The organism is Rhizobacter sp. OV335, assembly GCF_900142965.1.
Taxonomy (GTDB): domain Bacteria; phylum Pseudomonadota; class Gammaproteobacteria; order Burkholderiales; family Burkholderiaceae_C; genus Rhizobacter.
In genome coordinates, this window is sequence record NZ_FRCQ01000010.1 from 1 (window position 1) to 17,638 (window position 17,638).

At 68.5% G+C, this 17,638-nt stretch carries 11 protein-coding genes; 7 read left to right on the forward strand and 4 right to left on the reverse strand.

Annotated elements, in window-relative coordinates; all coding sequences use genetic code 11:
* Positions 1-190: 190 nt before the first annotated feature.
* The 3 genes from BUE42_RS12360 to BUE42_RS33730 are packed head-to-tail and all read right to left on the reverse strand — an operon-like array spanning position 191 to position 9,323.
* On the reverse strand, positions 191-1,618 hold the full coding sequence (locus tag BUE42_RS12360; RefSeq protein WP_073465415.1) for an HlyD family type I secretion periplasmic adaptor subunit: 1,428 nt from the start codon (positions 1,616-1,618) through the stop codon (positions 191-193).
* Positions 1,619-1,652: 34 nt separating this feature from the next.
* Positions 1,653-3,833 (reverse strand): type I secretion system permease/ATPase, encoded by a 2,181-nt coding sequence (locus BUE42_RS12365; protein WP_073465416.1) that lies wholly within the window; start codon positions 3,831-3,833, stop codon positions 1,653-1,655.
* Positions 3,834-3,845: 12 nt separating this feature from the next.
* Positions 3,846-9,323, reverse strand: coding sequence for a calcium-binding protein (locus tag BUE42_RS33730; protein WP_073465417.1), 5,478 nt, complete (start codon positions 9,321-9,323; stop codon positions 3,846-3,848).
* Positions 9,324-9,509: 186 nt separating this feature from the next.
* On the opposite strand from BUE42_RS33730, the gene BUE42_RS12375 reads away from it, so the two are divergent.
* The 7 genes from BUE42_RS12375 to BUE42_RS12405 are packed head-to-tail and all read left to right on the forward strand — an operon-like array spanning position 9,510 to position 16,048.
* The gene (locus BUE42_RS12375) at positions 9,510-10,853 is read left to right on the forward strand and encodes a TolC family protein (RefSeq protein ID WP_073465418.1); all 1,344 of its coding nucleotides are present in this window, start codon (positions 9,510-9,512) and stop codon (positions 10,851-10,853) included.
* Between the two features lie 40 nt (positions 10,854-10,893).
* A complete protein-coding gene (locus tag BUE42_RS12380; protein ID WP_200798954.1) occupies positions 10,894-11,733 on the forward strand; it encodes a WxcM-like domain-containing protein in 840 nt (279 codons plus the stop codon).
* Positions 11,730-12,302 (forward strand): GNAT family N-acetyltransferase, encoded by a 573-nt coding sequence (locus BUE42_RS12385; protein ID WP_073465420.1) that lies wholly within the window; start codon positions 11,730-11,732, stop codon positions 12,300-12,302. Before BUE42_RS12380 ends, BUE42_RS12385 begins: the two co-directional genes overlap by 4 nt.
* A 1-nt stretch (position 12,303) precedes the next feature.
* Entirely contained in the window at positions 12,304-13,410 is a 1,107-nt protein-coding gene (locus BUE42_RS12390) for a DegT/DnrJ/EryC1/StrS family aminotransferase (protein ID WP_073465421.1), read from the forward strand.
* A gap of 5 nt (positions 13,411-13,415) precedes the next feature.
* Positions 13,416-14,372 (forward strand): glycosyltransferase family A protein, encoded by a 957-nt coding sequence (locus BUE42_RS12395; RefSeq protein ID WP_073465422.1) that lies wholly within the window; start codon positions 13,416-13,418, stop codon positions 14,370-14,372.
* A gap of 34 nt (positions 14,373-14,406) precedes the next feature.
* Positions 14,407-15,057 carry an acyltransferase gene (locus BUE42_RS12400; protein WP_083614094.1) on the forward strand — a complete coding sequence of 217 codons (651 nt, stop codon included), beginning with the start codon at positions 14,407-14,409 and terminating at the stop codon, positions 15,055-15,057.
* 37 nt (positions 15,058-15,094) lie between these two features.
* Positions 15,095-16,048 (forward strand): class I SAM-dependent methyltransferase, encoded by a 954-nt coding sequence (locus tag BUE42_RS12405; RefSeq protein WP_056811835.1) that lies wholly within the window; start codon positions 15,095-15,097, stop codon positions 16,046-16,048.
* 22 nt (positions 16,049-16,070) lie between these two features.
* On the opposite strand, the gene BUE42_RS12410 is transcribed toward BUE42_RS12405, so the two are convergent.
* Positions 16,071-17,606 carry a methyl-accepting chemotaxis protein gene (locus tag BUE42_RS12410; RefSeq protein ID WP_073465564.1) on the reverse strand — a complete coding sequence of 512 codons (1,536 nt, stop codon included), beginning with the start codon at positions 17,604-17,606 and terminating at the stop codon, positions 16,071-16,073.
* Positions 17,607-17,638: the final 32 nt, after the last annotated feature.

Genomic DNA, 17,638 nt, shown 5'->3' on the forward strand with positions numbered 1-17,638 from the left:
AGCGCGATCGTGAACTGACTGTCGCCGACTGTTTGACCACAACGAACGAAGTGAGTGACGGGAGTTTCGGCGACGGGCCATCAAACCAGTCAGCGGAGGGGAGTCTTCGCCCCGAGAGGGGCGAAGACCGCACCGTCCGGCGAGCCACAGCCTCCCCACCCGCGCCTTTGCCGCGGAGCACCACCAAGCGTCACCGTTCTCGCATGCTCTCGCCGGCGTGCTCGATCAGCGGCGACAGCAGGAAGTCGATCACGCGGCGCGTGCCGATCTTCACCTCGGCCGACACCGCCATCCCGGGACTCAACGCCACCGTGCGCCCGTCGACCTCGATCGTTCCCTTGTCCAGCCGCACCCGCGTCGAGTAGACCAGCCCGCGCTTGTCGTCGTTGATCGCATCGCTCGACACCGACGCCACGCGCGCATGCAGCACGCCGTAGCGCGTGTACGGAAACGTCTCCACCTTCACCTCGGCCGACTGGCCCGGCGTGATGAAGCCGACGTCGCGGTTCTCGATCATCGCCTCGACTTCCAGCGGCATGTCGCGCGGCACCACCAGCATCAGCGGTTGCGCCGCCGTCACGACGCCACCCACCGTGTGCACCGCCAACTGCTGCACCGTGCCGTCGACCGGTGCGAGCAGCCGCTGGGCATCGCGGCGCGCGGCCGCCTTGCGCAGGTCTTGTTCCAGCGCCGCCGCCTTCTGCTGCGCCACGGTGATGCCGTCGAGCGCGACGCGCCGCGCCTCGGCGATCAGCTGCTCGCGCTGCCGGCGCGATTGCAGCAGGCTGGCATCGACCTCGGTCACGCGGCTGGTCAGCGCGGCCAGGTCGGCCTCCTGCTCGATGCGCGCCTGTTCGCGGTCGAGGTACCCATGCCGCGAAACGAAGTTCCTGTCGACCAGGTCCTTCAGGTCGGCCGCACGCTGGCGCGCGAGCGGCACGGTCTGCTCCAGCTTGTGCACCGATTCGAGCGTCGAGCGGCGGCTCGCCTCGCGCTGCGCCATCTCGGCGTCCAGCCGGGCCAGCCGCGCGAAGTGCTCGCCGATCTGGCCGGCCAGCATGCGGCGGGCCTCGTCGAAATCGCCGTTGCCGACCGACGGCGGGCGCTGCAGCGGCGTGTCATGCCCGCCGGCCACCGCGTCGAGCAGCGCCTGTCCGCGCGCGATCTGCAGCCGCGCCGCGGCCAGGTCGCCTTCGGTGCGGTCGAGGTCGGCCTGGGTGGCCGTCAGGTCCAGCTCGATCAGCAGGTCGCCGGCATGCACCACCTGCCCCTCGGTCACGCGGATCGCGCGCACCGTGCCGGGCTCGAGCGATTGCACCAGCTTGCTGCCTTCGGCCGGCACCACCTTGCCGGACGCGACCGCGACGATGTCGAGCCGCCCGATGCAGGCCCAGGCCACCGCCAGCGCGGCGAAGCCGAGCAGCAGCCCGATCGCGACATGCGGCGCCGGCGACAGCGGTGTCTCCTGCAGCGATTGCGCGGCCGGCAGGAACTGCAGTTCGTGCGGCAGCCGGCGCGGCGGCGCCAGCTCGGCGCGGGCGCCCCACGCGAGCCGCGACGCGCGGCCGTAGCGGCGCAGCAGGTCGCCGAAGGCCAGCAGGCGGACGGGCGTCTTCATGGTCGGCACTCCTTCATGCGCAGGGAGCGGGGCGTCATCCGCGCTGCAGCCGGTGCAGCCGCGCGTAGTGCCCGGCCTCCCGCTGCAGCAGCTCGGCATGCGGGCCGGCTTCGACGATGCGGCCTTCGTCCATCACGACGATGCGGTGGGCATCGCGCACCGCCGACAAGCGGTGCGCAATGATGATCACGGTGCGGCCGCGGCAGATCGCCTTCATGTTGTCGTGCACGATGCGCTCGGATTCGACATCCAGCGCGCTGGTCGCCTCGTCGAACACCAGGATGCGCGGGTTGCCCATCAGCGCGCGCGCGATCGCCAGCCGCTGCCGCTGCCCGCCCGACAGCGTCGAGCCATGCTCGCCGACCAGCGTGTCATAGCCCTCGGGCAGCGCGGTGATGAACTCGTGCGCGCCGGCCAGCGTCGCGGCCTGGATCACCGCGTCGAGCGGCGCGCCGGCATCGGCCAGCGCGATGTTCTCGCGGATGCTGCGGTTGAACAGCATGTTGTCCTGCAGCACCACGCCGATCTGGCGGCGCAGCGAACTCGATTCGATGGTCGACAGGTCGATGCCGTCGATCAGCACGCGCCCGCGCTCGGCCACGTACAGCCGCTGCAGCAGCTTCGCGAGCGTGCTCTTGCCCGAGCCGGAGCGGCCGACGATGCCGATCACCTCGCCGGCGGCGATGTCGATCGACAGGCTCTCGATCACCGGCGCGCGGTCGGGCCGGTAGCGGAACTGCACGTCGTCGAAGGTGATGCGCCCCGCCACCCGCGGCAGGCTGCCGCGCGCGCCGCCGCTTTCGGTGTGGGTGTCGAGGATGTCGCCCAGGCGCTGCATCGACACGCCGGTCTGCTGGAAATCGGTCCACAGCTGGGCCAGCCGCATCACCGGCAGCGCGACCTGCCCGGCCAGCATGTTGAACACGACGAGCTGGCCGACCGACATGCTGCCGTCGATGACCAGCCGCGCGCCGACGTACAGCGTCGCGAGCGTCACCGCCTTCGACACCATCGAGACGCCGCCCTGCGCGAGGCTCGCGATCGTCGTGGTGCGGAAGCTCGCCGACACGTAGGCGGCAAGCTGCTGGTCCCAGCGGCGCGTCCACTGCGGCTCCACCGCCATCGACTTGACGGTGTCGATGCCGTTCACCGTCTCGACCAGGAAGGCCTGGTTCTCGGCACCGCGGTTGAACTTCTCGGCCAGGCGCGCGCGCAGCAGCGGCGTGAGGGCCAGCGACAGCAGCAGATAGCAGGGCAGCGAGGCCAGCACGATCAGCGTCAGCCAGCCGCTGTAGCACAGCATCACCGCGATGAAGACGACCGAGAACAGCAGGTCGAGCACCACGGTGATCGCATTGCCGGTCAGGAAGCTGCGGATGTTCTCGAGCTCGCGCACGCGTGCCACCGAATCGCCGACGCGCCGTGCCTGGAAGTAGGCGAGCGGCAGCGCCAGCAGGTGGCGGAACAGCCGCGCGCCGAGTTCGACGTCGATGCGGCTGGTGGTGTGCGCGAACACGTAGCTGCGCAAGGCCGTCAGCGCGACCTCGAACACCATCACCGTGCCCAGCCCGATCGCGATCACGTCGAGCGTCGTGAAGCCGCGGTGCACCAGCACCTTGTCCATCACCACCTGGAAGAACAACGGCGTGACCAGCGCGAACAGCTGCAGCGCGAGGCTGACCAGCAGCACCTGGCCGAGCAGCCGGCGGTGGCGCACGACCGACGGGATGAACCAGGTGAAGTCGAACTTGCCCCATTCGCGGCCGGCCGAAACGCGCGACGCGAACAGGATCAGCTCGCCGGACCAGCGGGCACGCAACTCGTCGTGGCTCAGCAGTTCCGGGCGGCCGACCGCGGGGTCGTGGATCAGCACCCGGTCGCCGTCGACCTTCGCGATGATGAAGTAGTGCGGCGAGGCGGCGCCGGCGGTGTCTGCTGCAGGGGCCGCACAGGCGACGGCCGGCAGCGCGGTGGTGGCCAGCCGCTCGGGCGTGGTTCGGACGGCCTTGGCCTTCAGCTGCAGCTGCGCCGCGGCCTGCAGGATGTCGGCCGTGCCGAAGCAGCGGCCGCTGTCGACGAACTCGTGCGCGAGCTGCTCGCCGTCGGCGGCCACGCCGTGCAGGCGGGCCATCATCAGCAGGCAGGCGAGGCCGCTGTCGGCGGGGCGGGCGGGGGAGGGCAGCTGCGCCGGTGCGGCGTCGTGGGCCAGGGTCATGGTGCGATGCGCCTAGCTTTTCCAGTATTTGTTCATGGCTGTCAGCACGGCGTCGTAGCCGTCAGTCGTGGACAAATCGCCGGCTGTAGCCGGCAGGTCGAAATCTGCCATCGCGGTCACCAGAGACGCCACATCGGTGGAACTCAAGGTCACGGTCCCGCCGGAGGCCTTGGCAAGAATGCTCTCGATCTGGTGAGCGGCACCCAGGTACCAATCTTCGATCCGCAGGATCTCCGCGGTGGAGTCGGTCGCGCCACCGTAAACGTAGACTTCCAGATCGTTGCCGTCCTGCTTGAAAAACACTTGGCGTTTCGACACGTCGGTGTCGAAGGTGTCATCGCCACCGCTGTCGACGAGGACGTCGTCCCCATCCCCAGGCGTGAAGTTGTAGGTGTCATCGCCGTCGCCGCCGTTGATCAGGTCATTGCCGCTGCTGCCCCACAGAACATCATTGCCGCCATAGCCGAACAGGGTGTCGTCGCCCTTTCCGCCCGAGAGCGTGTCATTCAGGTCTCCGCCGCGCAGGGTGTTCGCGCTATCGGTGCCGATGCGATCAAGCCCGGAGACCTCGGTGCGGATCTTGGCGAGGTTCCAGTCGGAGCCGTGGCCGCTCCATTGGATGATCTGCAGTGGGTTCGAGGTGTTGCCGTCGTCGGCGCTGAAGCTGAAGTCCTCCACCGTGATCTGGTTGGTGTCATCAAGGTCGTCCTTGTCCATGTAGATCACCAGCGACGTTCCTTTCCTGGTCACCAGCACGCTGCTGCTGCTGATGCTGTTGTTTGAGATGCCCAGCGTATTGACCTCGTCGGTCGTGTCGCCGCTGGCGGCCAGCGTGTCCTGCCCGTCGCCGAAGTAAAAATATTGGTCATTGCCCTTGCCACCGTCGAGGACGTCGTTCCCCCCCTGACCCAACAGCGTGTCGTTGCCATCGCCTCCGTACATCACATCGTCGCCGGCTCCGCCGATCAACGTGTCTTTGCCGTCGTACCCGAACAGCGTGTCGTCGCCCGCGCCCCCGTAGAGCGAGTCGTTCAGGTCCGCGCCCCGCACCGTGTCGTCGCCGTCGGTGCCGGTGAGCGTGAGCCCGCCGACCTTGCCGCGGATCGTGGCGAGATCCCAGGTGGCACCGCCCACCGTGATGGCCTGCAGCGGGCTCGAGGTGTTGCCGTCGCCGGCGCTGAAGCTGAAGTCCTCCACCGTGATCTGGTCGGTGTTGTCGGTGTCGGTCTTGTTCAGGTAGATGACCAGCGAGGTTCCCATCCGGGTGAACGCCAGGTCGCTGCTGGCGACGTCCGATCCGAACGCGAGCGTGTTGGTGTCGGTCGCGTTCCCGCCCGCGGCCAGGGTGTCCTGCCCATCACCCTTGTTGAACGCGTAGGTGTCGTCGCCCAGGCCGCCGTTGATGGAGTCGTCCCCGAGGCCGCCGGTCAGCAGGTCCTTGCCGGCCAGTCCGGTCAGCGTGTCGTCGCCGTCCAGCCCGGTCAGCGTGTCGTTGCCCACCGTGCCGCCCAGCCGGTTGTCGTCCTCGTCGCCGGTCGACGCGACGCCGGTGATGTGGTCGAGGATGTCGGCCATGCCCCAGGGGGTGGTCGAACCGCTGAAGGCGATGTTCTGCACCGGGCTGTAGTCGCTGCCGCTGCCGGTGAAGTCGAAATTGTTCACCGTGATCTTGTCGGTGTTGCTCTTGTCGACCTTGTTGAACTCGACGATCAGAGCACCCTTCAACTGCGTCAGCACGATGTCGTCGGTGGTGTAGTCGTCGAGCTGCAAGCTGCTGTTCTTGCCCGGCGCGGTGTCGCGGTAGCCCATCAGCGAATCCTGGCCGTCGCCGTTCGCGAACTCGTAGGTGTTGTCGCCGGTGCCGCCGGTGAGGGTGTCGTTGCCCGCCCCGCCGTTCAAGGTGTCGTTGCCGGCGCGGCCGTCCAGCGTGTCGTTGCCGTAGCTGCCGCTGATGCTGTCGGCGTCGACGGTGCCGCGCAGGATGTCCGTCCCCGAGGTGCCGCCATACAGCTTCGCCAGGATGCCGCTGAGGTCGAGGCTGAACTTGCCGTGGCTGTCGGCGCTGTCGAAGCTGATGGTCTGCAGCGGGTTGTACGGATTGGACGCCGTGTCGCCGTACAGGAAGTTCTCGACGGTGATCTGGTCGGTGGCGTCTCCGCTGAGGCCGATGATCAGCGAGGTCCCCGAGGTTTCGAGCACCAGCTTGTCGGCCGACAGGAGCGGGTCGACGATGTGCAAGGTGTCGTTGCGGCCGACGGTGTTGTCCGACGCATCGACGGTGATCACGTCCAGGCCGTCGCCGACGCTGAACTGGTAGACGTCGTCGCCCTTGCCGCCGATCAGGGTGTCGTTGCCCTTGCCGCCGATCAGCGTGTCGGAGCCGGTGGTGCCGACCAGCTTGTCGCTGCCGCCCGTGCCGGTGTTGGTCTGCTTGACGATCCAGGCGATGTCCTTGGTCGCGTCATTGAAGGCGATGGATTGCAGCGGGTTGTAGGCGTTGTACGGATTGTTGAGCAGGAAGAAGCCCTTCACGGTGACCTGGTCGCCGGAGGTGGGCGTGCCGATGACGAGGTCGGAGCCGCTGCGCGTGAGCGTGGCCTCGCTGCTCTGGAGGTACTTCAGCTCGAGCGTGTCGGTCCGGCCGACCGTGGTGTCGCGGCTGAGCGAGAGCGTGTCCGAGCCGTCGCCTTGCTCGAACACGCAGGTGTCGTTGCCCTTGCCGCCGTCGATGGTGTCGTTGCCCTTGCCGCCGTCGATCCGGTCGTCGGCATCGGTGCCCTTGAGGGTCTGGGCGCTGTCGTCGCCGGAGGTCGAACCCGTGCTGCCCGAGGCGACGACCTTGCCCTGGATGTCGGCGAGGGTCCAGCTGGCCTTGATGGGGTTGCCCTTCGCATCGGTCCCCGTCGTGACGCCGTCGAAGGTGATGGCCTGCAGCGGGTTGTAGGTCGAATCGCTGTTCAGTGCGAACGAGAAGTTCTTGACGGTGAACGACTCCTTGTTCGTCGCGGTGAACGCGTTCAGCGTGATGACCAGGTCCGAGCCCGAGCGGGTCAGCTTGACGTCGCTCTCCACGATGCCCGCCCTGAAGACCAGCGTGTTGCTCTTGCCGCTGGCGTCGTCGTAGACCCCCAGCAGCGTGTCCGCGCCCTCGCCCAGCCCGAACCAGTAGCTGTCGTTGCCCTTGCCGCCGTCGATCAGGTCGTTGCCGGCACCGCCCTCGATCCGGTCGTCGCCGCCGCGGCCATCGATGGTGTCGTTGCCCGCCAGCGCGGTGATGGTGTCGGCGCCGGCGGTGCCGCGCAGCGTGTCGGCGCTGCTGCTGCCTTTGTACAGCTGCGCGAGGATCCCGGCGACGCTGAGACTGGTTCCGTCGTCGAACTTGATCTCCTGCAACGGGTTGTAGCCGTTGCCGGTGTCGTCCTGGTAGAGGAACTTGTCGACCGTGATCTGGTCGCCGTTCGTGCCGACCTTGATCACGAGCGAGGTGCCCGAGGTGCCGAAGGTCAGCGAGTTGGCGGTGACCTTCGAGGCGCCCACGACGGGGGACGTGTGGATCTCCAGCACGTCCGTCCGGTCGGCTTGCGTGTCCTGCGTCAGCGAGGTGATCAGGTCCCGGCCGTCGCCGACGGTGAACTCGATCGTGTCGTTGCCCTTGCCGCCGATGAGGGTGTCGTTGCCGAGGCCGCCGGACATCACGTCGTCGCCGGAGGTGCCCACCAGCCGGTCGTTGCCGGTGCCGCCGGTGTTCATCTTCGTGATCAGCTCGGCAATGTCGTAGTCGGCGATCGGCGTCTGGGGCGTCTTGCCGTCCGCGCTCATGAAGGTGATCTTCTGCAGCGGGTTGTAGTCGTTGTACGGATCGTCGTTGAAGAAGAAGAGCTTCGCCGTGATGCTGTCGCCGGGCTTGCCGCTGAAACCGATCACGAGGTCGCTGCCGCTGCGGCTCAGCAGCAGGTCCGTGGCCGCTATGCCGTTCAGCTGCAGCGTGTTGCTGGGCGTGCTGTCGTGGGTCGAGAGGAGCGTGTCCTGCCCGTCGCCCGCGCGGTAGACACAGGTGTCGTCGCCCAGGCCGCCGGTGATCGTGTCGTTGCCGGTGCCGCCGGTCAGGGTGTCGGCCCCGGTGGTGCCGGTGAGCTGGTCGGCCCCGGTGGTGGGGCTGTTGCTGGTGCCGCCGGAGCCGGCCGCGGCCACGGCGGCCTGCAGCATCGCGAAGGTCCAGGTGGTCTGCGTGCCGTCGAAGATGATCTGCTGCAGCGGGTTGTAGCCGTTGTCGGTGCCGGCGGTGAAGGAGAAGCCTTCGACGGTGATCGTGCTCGCCGGGATCGTGCCGGCGCCCTTGATGCCGATGAGCAGTGAGCTGCCCGAGCGGGTGAGCGAGACGTCGTCGGCCGTGATGCCCGAGGCGAAGTGCAGGATGTTGTTCTTGTTGGCGTTGCTGTCGCTCTGCAGCTTGATCAGGTCGTTGCCGTTGCCGCGGGTGTAGTCGTACGCGTCGTTGCCGGTGCCGCCGTTGAGCGTGTCGTCGCCCGCGCCACCCACCAGGGTGTCGTCGCCGGCGCGCCCATCGATCAGGTCGCCGCCGGCCAGGCCGGTGATCGAGTCGTTGCCGGCGGTGCCGTGCTGGTTGTCCGCGCCGGCGGTGCCGGTGTACAGCGCCTTCAGGATGGCGGCGACGTCCATCGGGGCCGTCGAGTCGCCTTTCAGCGTGGTGACCTTGTCGTCGGCGAAGGTGATGGACTGCAACGGGCCGTAGGTGTTGACCGCGTTGTCGTTGTAGAGGAACTTCTCGACGGTGATCTCGTCGGTCGAGCCGGCGAAGCGGATCAACAGCGAGGTTCCCCCGCTGCCGGTGCTCGCGAAGCTGAGGTCGTTGCGCGACAGGCCGGTGCCGAGCGCCAGCGTGTCGGTGTGGGCGCTGCTCAAGTCGTACGATGCGGCGATCAGGTCCTTGCTGTCGCCGCGGTTGAACCGGTATTCGTCGTTGCCGGCGCCGCCGGTGAGGGTGTCGTTGCCAGCGCCGCCGATCAGCGTGTCGGCGCCGGCGGTGCCGCGCAGGTCGTCGTCGCCGCTGCCGCCGGTGGTCAGGGCCGTGATGATCGACGCGATCGAGAGCCCGTCGAGCGGGTCTTGCGCGGTGCTGCCGTTCGCGCTCATGAAGGTGATGCGCTGCAGCGGGTTGAAATCGTTGTACGGATCGTTGCCGAGGAAGAAGAGCTTCACCGTGATGCTGTCGCTCGTCGTGCCCTTGAAGCCGATCACCAGGTCGTTGCCGGAGCGGCTGAACTGCAGGTCGGCGGACGCGATGCCGTCGAGCTGCAGCGTGTCGACCTTGTTGCCCGCGGTGTCGTAGGTGGCGGCGATGGTGTCCTGGCCACCGCCCGCCGCGTAGATATAGGTGTCGCTGCCCTTGCCGCCGTCGAACTGCTCGCTGCCTGCGGTGCCGGTCAGGGTGTTGTCGCCGGCATCGCCTTCTGTGTTCCTGGTGCTCATCCGCGGGTCCTGGGGCTGAATTGATCGCGCAGCTTAGGAGGCGGCTCTTCGGCCCGTCTACGGTCCAAAGCGACAGGCGAACGGAACTGGCCGCGAAAGCCGGTCATTTTCCGGACATCGCTCACGGGCCTGCCGCGGTGTACTTCCAGGGTGCCGCAGCTGCGGTCGTTCCTGGAGTCCCGTGTCATGACCGTCCGCCTGTCCTACACCCTGCGCCTTGCCGGCGTGCTGGTGGCCACCGCTGTCGCGCTGCCTGCGGTTGCCCGCTGCATCGATGACGAAGGTGTGGAGTCCAGCGTCAGCTACGGCGGCAGGCCCGTGGCGGGCGATGCCGGCGGGCCGCGCGCGTCGCTGCAATCGATGGTCCAGGAGGCCGTGCGGCGCAGCCAGTCGATCGGCGCGGCCAAGCTGCTGGCCGAGGCGGCCGCGGCCGATGTCGACGAGACCCGCATGTCCAGCCGCCCGCAGGCCGGCTTGACCGGCACGCTGGGCCGCGTCGGCACGTCGGCCCCCAACACCGAATCCCTCAGCGGCAACCAGGCTCGCCTGGGCGTCAGCATCAGCGCGCCGCTGTTCGACGGCGGCCGCATCACCCAGCTGACCGACTGGCGCAGCCACCTGGCCGAGGCCGCGCGCCAGGGCCAGCTGAGCGCGCAGGAGCAGGTCGCGCTGACGACCGTGTCGCTCGCGCTCGACCGCAGCCGCTACCGCATGCAGGCGCAGGTCTACCAGCAGTACTCGCGCAAGATGAGCTGCCTGGTCGAGGCACTCGAAACCATCGTGCGCGCCGACAAGGGCCGCACCAGCGAGCTGGTGCAGGCGCAGAAGAACCAGCAGCAGGCCGACCTGCAGCAGGTGCAGACGCTGTCGATGGTGCGCCAGATCGAGGTCAAGCTGCGCCGCTTCGTCGGCGACGGGTTGCCGCCGACCGAAGGCCTGTCGTCGGTGCTGCTCGACGTGCCCAAGCTCGACGAGCTGCTGGCCCAGGCCGACCGCGCCGCCGAGATCGCCCAGCTCGACCAGCAGGCCGAGGCGGCCGACAGCTACGCCCGCGCGGTGGTGGCCGGCCAGAAGCCGCAGGTCAACTGGACGGTGGGCGGCAGCAAGGCCAAGGGCGCCGGCGACGGCACCAACTGGTCGGCCGGCGTCAGCTTCAACATCCCGCTCTACAACGCCAGCAACGACTACTCCAGTGCCGCCGCGCGCAAGCGTGCCGAGGCCGCCAGACTGCAGCGCGCCGACGCGCTGGAAGGCCGGCGCTTCCGCATGAGCGAGGTGCACGAGCAGGCCACCTCCGCCTTCGACCGCGCGCAGCGTGTGATCTCGGTGCTGCGCGACAGCGACCGGGTGCGCAACTTCACGCTGCAGCAATGGCAGCAGCTGGGCCGCCGTTCGCTGTTCGACGTGATGGCCGCCGAGGGCGACCACTACGGCCTGCGCGTCGCCTACGTCAATGCGCTGTACGACGGCGAGCAGGCGAATGCGCTGCTGCGCTCGCTGGGGCTGGGCATCGGCGCCTGGCTCCAGTGACCTTCTTCTGATCCGGACCACACGGAAAGACACCGACACCATGGGAACCAACGACACCAGCCTGCTGGCCCCGCTCGCACTGCATCCGCAGGCCTTCATCGACCCGGAAGCCCACGTGCATGGCGACTGCGTCGTCAAGAGCGGCGCCCACATCTGCCGCGGCGTGGTCATCGAGGCCGGCTGCCAGATCGGCGCCAACGTCGTGTTCGTCGAGGCCGAAGGCCACGAGCCGGTCGGCACGACGGTGCGGCGCCAGGCCTGGATCGGCGCCAACTCGACGGTCTACGGCGGCCTGACGATCGCCGCGAAGGCGGTGGTGCGCCCCGGCTCGGTGGTCACGCGCTCGGTGCCCCCGGGCGCGATCGTCGAAGGCAACCCGGCCGCGATCGTCGGCTATGTCGACACCGACAAGGGCCCGGCGAGCGCGCTGCACCTGCCGAGCGCCGCCAACGGCTTCAAGATCGAGACTACGCCGGTGCACGGCGTCACGGTGCACCACTTCCCGGTGATCCACGACCTGCGCGGCGACCTGACGGTCGGCGAGTTCGACCGCCACGTGCCGTTCAAGCCGCTGCGCTACTTCATGGTGTTCGGCGTGCCCAGCCGCGAGATCCGCGGCGAGCATGCGCACCACCGCTGCCACCAGTTCCTGATCTGCCTGCGCGGCAGCTGCGCGGTGGTGGCCGACGACGGCAAGCGCCGCGTCGAGGTGGTGCTCGATTCGCCGCAGCGCGGCCTGTACCTGCCGCCGATGACCTGGGGCGTGCAGTACAAGTACTCGCCGGACGCGATGCTGATGGTGTTCGCCTCCGACTACTACGACGCGGCGGACTACATCCGCGACTACGGCGTCTTCACCGATCTGGTTGCTGCGCAATGAGCGTGGCTCGGCTGGGCAAGGCGGCGCGGCTGCAGGGCAAGACGCTGGTGTTCCGCGATGCCGCGGTCGCCGACGCCGAATTCATCCTCGGGCTGCGCACCGACGAGGCGAAGTCCCGCCACCTGTCGCGCACCTCCGGCGCGCTGGCCGACCAGCAGGCCTGGCTGGCCGCCTATGCCCAGCGCGACGGCGAGGCCTACTTCGTGATCGAGAGCCTGGCCGGCGACAGGCTCGGCACCGTGCGGCTCTACGACGCCCGCATGGTCGACGGCCACGCCAGCTTCTGCTGGGGCAGCTGGATCCTGTCTGACGCGGCACCGTCGTCGGCCGCGATCGAGTCGGCGCTGATGGTCTACGCGTATGCCCTCGATACCCTGGGCTTTACGAATGCGCACTTTCAGGTCAACCTCGCGAATGAGCGCGTCTGCGCCTTCCACGAGCGCTTCGGCGCCCAGCGGGTCTCGCAGGACGATGTCGAGATCGAGTACACGCTGGCGAACGCGGCGATCCGTGAGGCGATGAAGCGCTATGCCCGTTTCCTGCCCGACCCTCTCAAGGTGAGCATCTGACATGGTTCCCTTCCTCGACCTGAAGTCCGTGCAGCTGCAGCAGCGTGCCGAGCTGGTGGCTGCCTTCGAGCGCGTGCTCGATTCGGGCTGGTACATCATGGGCGACGAGCTGAAGCGCTTCGAGCAGGAGTACGCGGCCTACTGCGGCGCGGCGCACTGCGTGGGCGTGGCCAACGGGCTCGATGCGCTGAGCCTCGCGCTGCGCGCGCTGGACGTGGGCGCGGGCGACGAAGTGATCGTGCCGTCCAACACCTACATCGCGACCTGGCTCGCCGTGACGCACGTCGGCGCGACGCCGGTGCCGGTCGAGCCCGACGAGCGCACGCACAACATCGACCCGGCGCGGCTCGAGGCGGCCATCACGCCGCGCACCAAGGCCATCATGCCGGTGCACCTGTACGGCCAGCCGGCCGACATGGGCCCCATTCTGGAGATCGCGCGCCGTCACGGCCTGAAGGTCGTCGAGGACGGTGCGCAAGCGCATGCCGCGCGTTACAAGGGCGAGCGCCTGGGCGCGCACGGTGATGCGGTGGCCTGGAGCTTCTACCCCGGCAAGAACCTGGGCGCGCTCGGCGACGGCGGTGCCGTCACGACGCACGACGAAGGCCTGGCCACCCGGCTGCGCGAGCTGCGCAACTACGGCTCGAAGGTCAAGTACCACAACGAGGTGATCGGCTGGAACTCGCGGCTCGACGAGCTGCAGGCCGCGCTGCTGCGCGTCAAGCTGCCGAAGCTGGCCGCCGACAACAAGCACCGCGCCGCGATCGCGCAACGCTACCTGCAAGGCCTGGCCGGGCTCGACCTGGTGCTGCCGGTGGTGCCGGCCTGGGCCGAGCCGGCCTGGCACCTGTTCGTCGTGCGGCACCGCCAGCGCGATGCGCTGGCGAAGCGGCTGGCCGATGCCGGCATCGGCACGGTGATCCACTACCCGGTCGCGCCGCACCTGCAGCCGGCGTATGCCTCACTCGGCATCGCGCGCGGTGCGCTGCCGATTTCCGAGGCGATGCACGCGCAGGTGCTGAGCCTGCCGATCGGGCCGACCCAGAGCGTCGAGCAGACCGAGCAGGTGATCCACGCGGTGCGCGACGCCGTGGCGGCACTGGGCTGAACGCGATGAACATCACGACGCTGATCCCCGCCTACAAGACCCGCTACATCCTCGACCTGCTGAACTCGCTGCGCTACCAGACGCGGCCGTCGCAGAAGGTCATCATTTCCGACGACAGCCCGCACGGCGAGTTTCGCGAGGTCTTCTTCTCCGAGCCCTACAAGCCGCTGCTGGCGGGCCTGGACATCGAGTTCCACGAAGGCCCGCGCAACGGCGCGTACGAGAACCTGAAGCAGCTGGTGCGGCTGTGGGACGGCCGCTCCGAGCTGGTGCACGTGATGCTCGACGACGACGTGATGTACCCCGAGTTCTACGAGCGCCACCTGGTGGCGCATGCGTCGGCCAACTTCTCGTGCTCGGTGAGCCGCCGCTGGGTGGCCAACGAGCTCGGCCATCCGATGACCGGGCAGCCGGTGCCGGCGGCGATCGCCCACAACGCCAGCCGCATGATCGCGCTGAGCGACGACGTGATGTTCATGAGCACGGTGGCCGAGTGCAAGAACTACTTCGGCGAGTTCTCGAACGCGATCTTTCGCGCCGACTGCGCCGACCTGTTGCTGAAGCCGGCGCTCGGCGATGTGTCGTACGCCGGGCTGTGGGACCTGGGCGCGTTCGTCGCGGCCAGCATCCGCCGCCCGCTGTGCCACATCCAGGACCACCTCGGCTACTTCCGCATCAGCGCGGGGCAAAACTCGTCGAACGTCAACAGCCCGTTCATGAAGGGCGCGCACCTGGGCTTCGTCGCGCTGGCGGTCGGCGGGCACCGCATCGGCCGCCTGAGCACCGAACTGCTGCAGCAGTGCTGCCGCATCATCCAGCCGGCGCTGAACGTGCGCTACGGCAGCCAGCCCGACATGCAGCCGTTCTGCGCGCTGCTGCCCGAGCTGGCGGCGGGCACGGCCGGCGCCGAAGAGCGCTTCATCGCCGCGTGGAACGACTTCCTCGCGACGCACGGTTTCTGAGGTCGTCCCTGAGGTCGCCCCTGCGCACGCCGCGATGATGCTGAAGCTCGATCGCTACAAGACCTGGATCTCGAAGAGCAACCCGTTCGAGCTCGAGACCTGGGTGCGGGCGCTGCTGGTGCACTACTTCTTCCATGTGTCGGACAAGGCGGCCGTCGAGGTCACCGCGGCGCAGGACGGCGCCGCGCGCGTCGTCAACCTGCTGACGCCGACCGTCTTCAAGGGCGCGGGCCGCATCCGCCTGGCGCCCACCGTGGTGTTCGGCGTGCCGCGTTCGCCGGGCAGTTATTCGTGCAGCTACATCGAGGCGCGCACGCCGCAATCGCTGATCGAGATCGGCGACGGCACGACGATCAACAACCGGGCGGTGATCGTGTCCGAGGGCGCGTCCATCCACATCGGCCAGCGCTGCCTGATCGGCTCGGAGTTCCAGGTGATGGACTCCAACGCGCACCAGCTGGCGCTCGGCCAGCGGCACCTGCCGGACCAGCAGCCGCGGCCGGTGGTGATCGAGGACGAGGTGTTCATCGGCAGCCGCGTGACGCTGCTGAAAGGCTGCCGCATCGGGCGCGGCAGCGTGATCGCGGCCGGCACGGTGGTGCCGCCGAAGTTCGATGCACCGCCGCTGTCGGTGATCGCCGGGAACCCGGCGGTGATCGTCGGGCAGGTGCAGGCACCCGCTTGAACCAAGCAGCCTTTCCAACAAACCAGGAGACGAGAACATGCACGACGAACTCATCGCATCGGTGGCCAACGACTGGTGGTACTACAACGTCGAACTGGCGCCGGGGCTGATCACCAAGGGCACGCACATGCCGCGCGTGCCGATGATGCCGCGCATGCTGCTGCGCAACGCGAACCTGCAAGGCATGGACTGCCTGGACATCGGCAGCATGGAGGGCCTGATCCCGACGCTGATGACGCGCCAGGGTGCGAAGCGGGTGCTGGCGACCGACGCGCTGCCGCACTGCGAGAAGAAGATGAACGCGATCAAGACGATCTACGGCGTCAACTTCGACTTCAAGCAGATCGGGCTGCTGTACGACCTGAGCGTGAAGCTGAAGGACGAAGGCGGCTTCGACTTCATCAACCTGTCGGGCGTGCTGTACCACGTGTTCTCGCCGATGCACGTGCTGGCGGGGATCCGGCCGTTGCTGAAGAAGAACGGGCTGATGATCGTGTCGACCAACGTGATGCGCCGCGAAGGCCACACGCTGGAATACAACCACCGCGGCAACCTGCAGCGCGAGACCAACACCTTCTGGTACCACTCGGTGCCGATGCTCGAATCGCTGATCCGCCTCTTCAAGATGGTGCCGATCGACTGCTACTACTGCCCGCATTCGGATGTGAACCCGGCGAACTTCGCGCCGGGGGTCGACAGCGGCTACATGTCGGTGATGTGCAGGGCGGTGGATGACGGCGACATCCAGGACGGCGACGCGTGGGCCGCCGGGGCGCGGATGGCGTCGTGGGAGTTCCTGTCGCTGTGCAACGGCGAGATGATGAACGGGCAACCCCGCTCGACCATCTCGTACCGCGGCGACCAGGATTCAGGCGGCAAGGCGACCAAGGGCATCGACCTGTTCCAGACCATTGCCGACGAGCGGCATGTGGTGCGGGCGGTGGATGATTCGCGCAATGCGCATACCTTGCGGTTGGCGGACATGTACTGAGTACGCTGCTGCACGCGGTGCCTCAAGCCACCGCCGGCAACCGAAACACCGCCACTGCGTCCACCAGCCGCTGCGCCTGCAGCTTCAGGCTCTCCGCCGCCGCGGCGCTTTCTTCGACCAGCGCCGCGTTCTGCTGCGTCGCCTGGTCCATCTGCGTGATCGCGCTGCCCACCTGGGCGACGCCGGTGCTCTGCTCGCCGGTGGCGGTGCTGATCTCGCCCATCAGCACCGTCACGCGGCGGATCGCATCGACCACCTCGTTCATCGTCGTCCCTGCCTGATCGACCAGCGCGCTGCCCTGCGCCACGCGGTCGACGCTCGCGCCGATCAGGGCCGAGATCTCCTTGGCCGCTGCCGCGCTGCGCTGCGCCAGCGCACGCACCTCGCCGGCCACCACCGCGAAGCCGCGCCCCTGCTCGCCGGCGCGAGCCGCCTCCACCGCGGCATTCAGCGCGAGGATGTTGGTCTGGAACGCGATGCCGTCGATCGTGTCGATGATCGCGGCGATCCGGTTCGAGCTGTCGTGGATGCCCCGCATCGTCTGCACGACGTTCGCCACCACCTCGCCGCCCTTCATCGCCACCGAACTCGCGCCGTTGGCCAGCTGGTTCGCCTGCACCGCGTTGTCGGCGTTCTGCCGCACCGCGGCCCCCAGCTCGTCCATCGACGCGGCTGTTTCTTCCAGCGCCGCCGCCTGCTGCTCGGTGCGCAGGCTCAGGTCGTTGTTGCCGTGCGCGATCTCGGCACTGGCGGTCGCCACGCCCTCGGCATTGGCGCGTACGCCCCGCACCAGGTCGGTCAGCCGGCGTTGCATCTCGGCCAGCGCCAGCAGCAGCAGGCCCGTCTCGTCGCGGCTGCGCGCCTGCACCGCCACCGTCAGGTCGCCAGATGCCACCGCCTGCGCCACCTGCACCGCCTGGTCGAGCGGCCTGACGATCGTGCGGCTCACGCCGATGCCGACCACGATGCCCAGCAGCGTCACGCCGAACATCACCGCCAGGCTCAGCCGGATCGCATGCCGCCCATCGGATGCGGCCTGCGCCGCGATCTGCGCGCTCTCGGCGGCGATGCGCTGCGCCGCCTCGCCGAGCAACTTCACCGGCTCGCGGTCCATGCCCTTCACGCCGTTGTCGCCGGCCGCGGGGTCGAAGCCCGCCGCGGTGAAGGCGGCGTAGCCCTGCCGGTAGCCTTCGCCCATGCGGGCATGCGCCTGCGCGAACTTCTCCACCAGCGTTCGGCTTTCGCCGTCGGTCAGCGCCTCCTGCAGGCGTGCGGCGCCCTCGGACACCGACCGGTCTTCCTTCTGGAACGCGCCCCAGTAACGCTCGAGCTGCTGCGGATCCTTGCCGCGCAGCAGCGTGTTCTTCCACTCCTGGACCTGGGTCTTGAAGCTGTTCTCCAGCGCGGCCGCCGCGCGCTCGTGCGCCACGTAGGTCTGCACGACGGTGTCGTAGGCGGTGAGGGAGCGGTCGAGCTGGCGGATGCCGAACAGCGCCGCGATCAGCAGCAAGGCAAGCGTGAATCCGAAGGCCAGGGGAAGTTTCAGATTCAGCTTCATGGCGCGCTCCGTGCTGCTGGGGCGCGACAAGC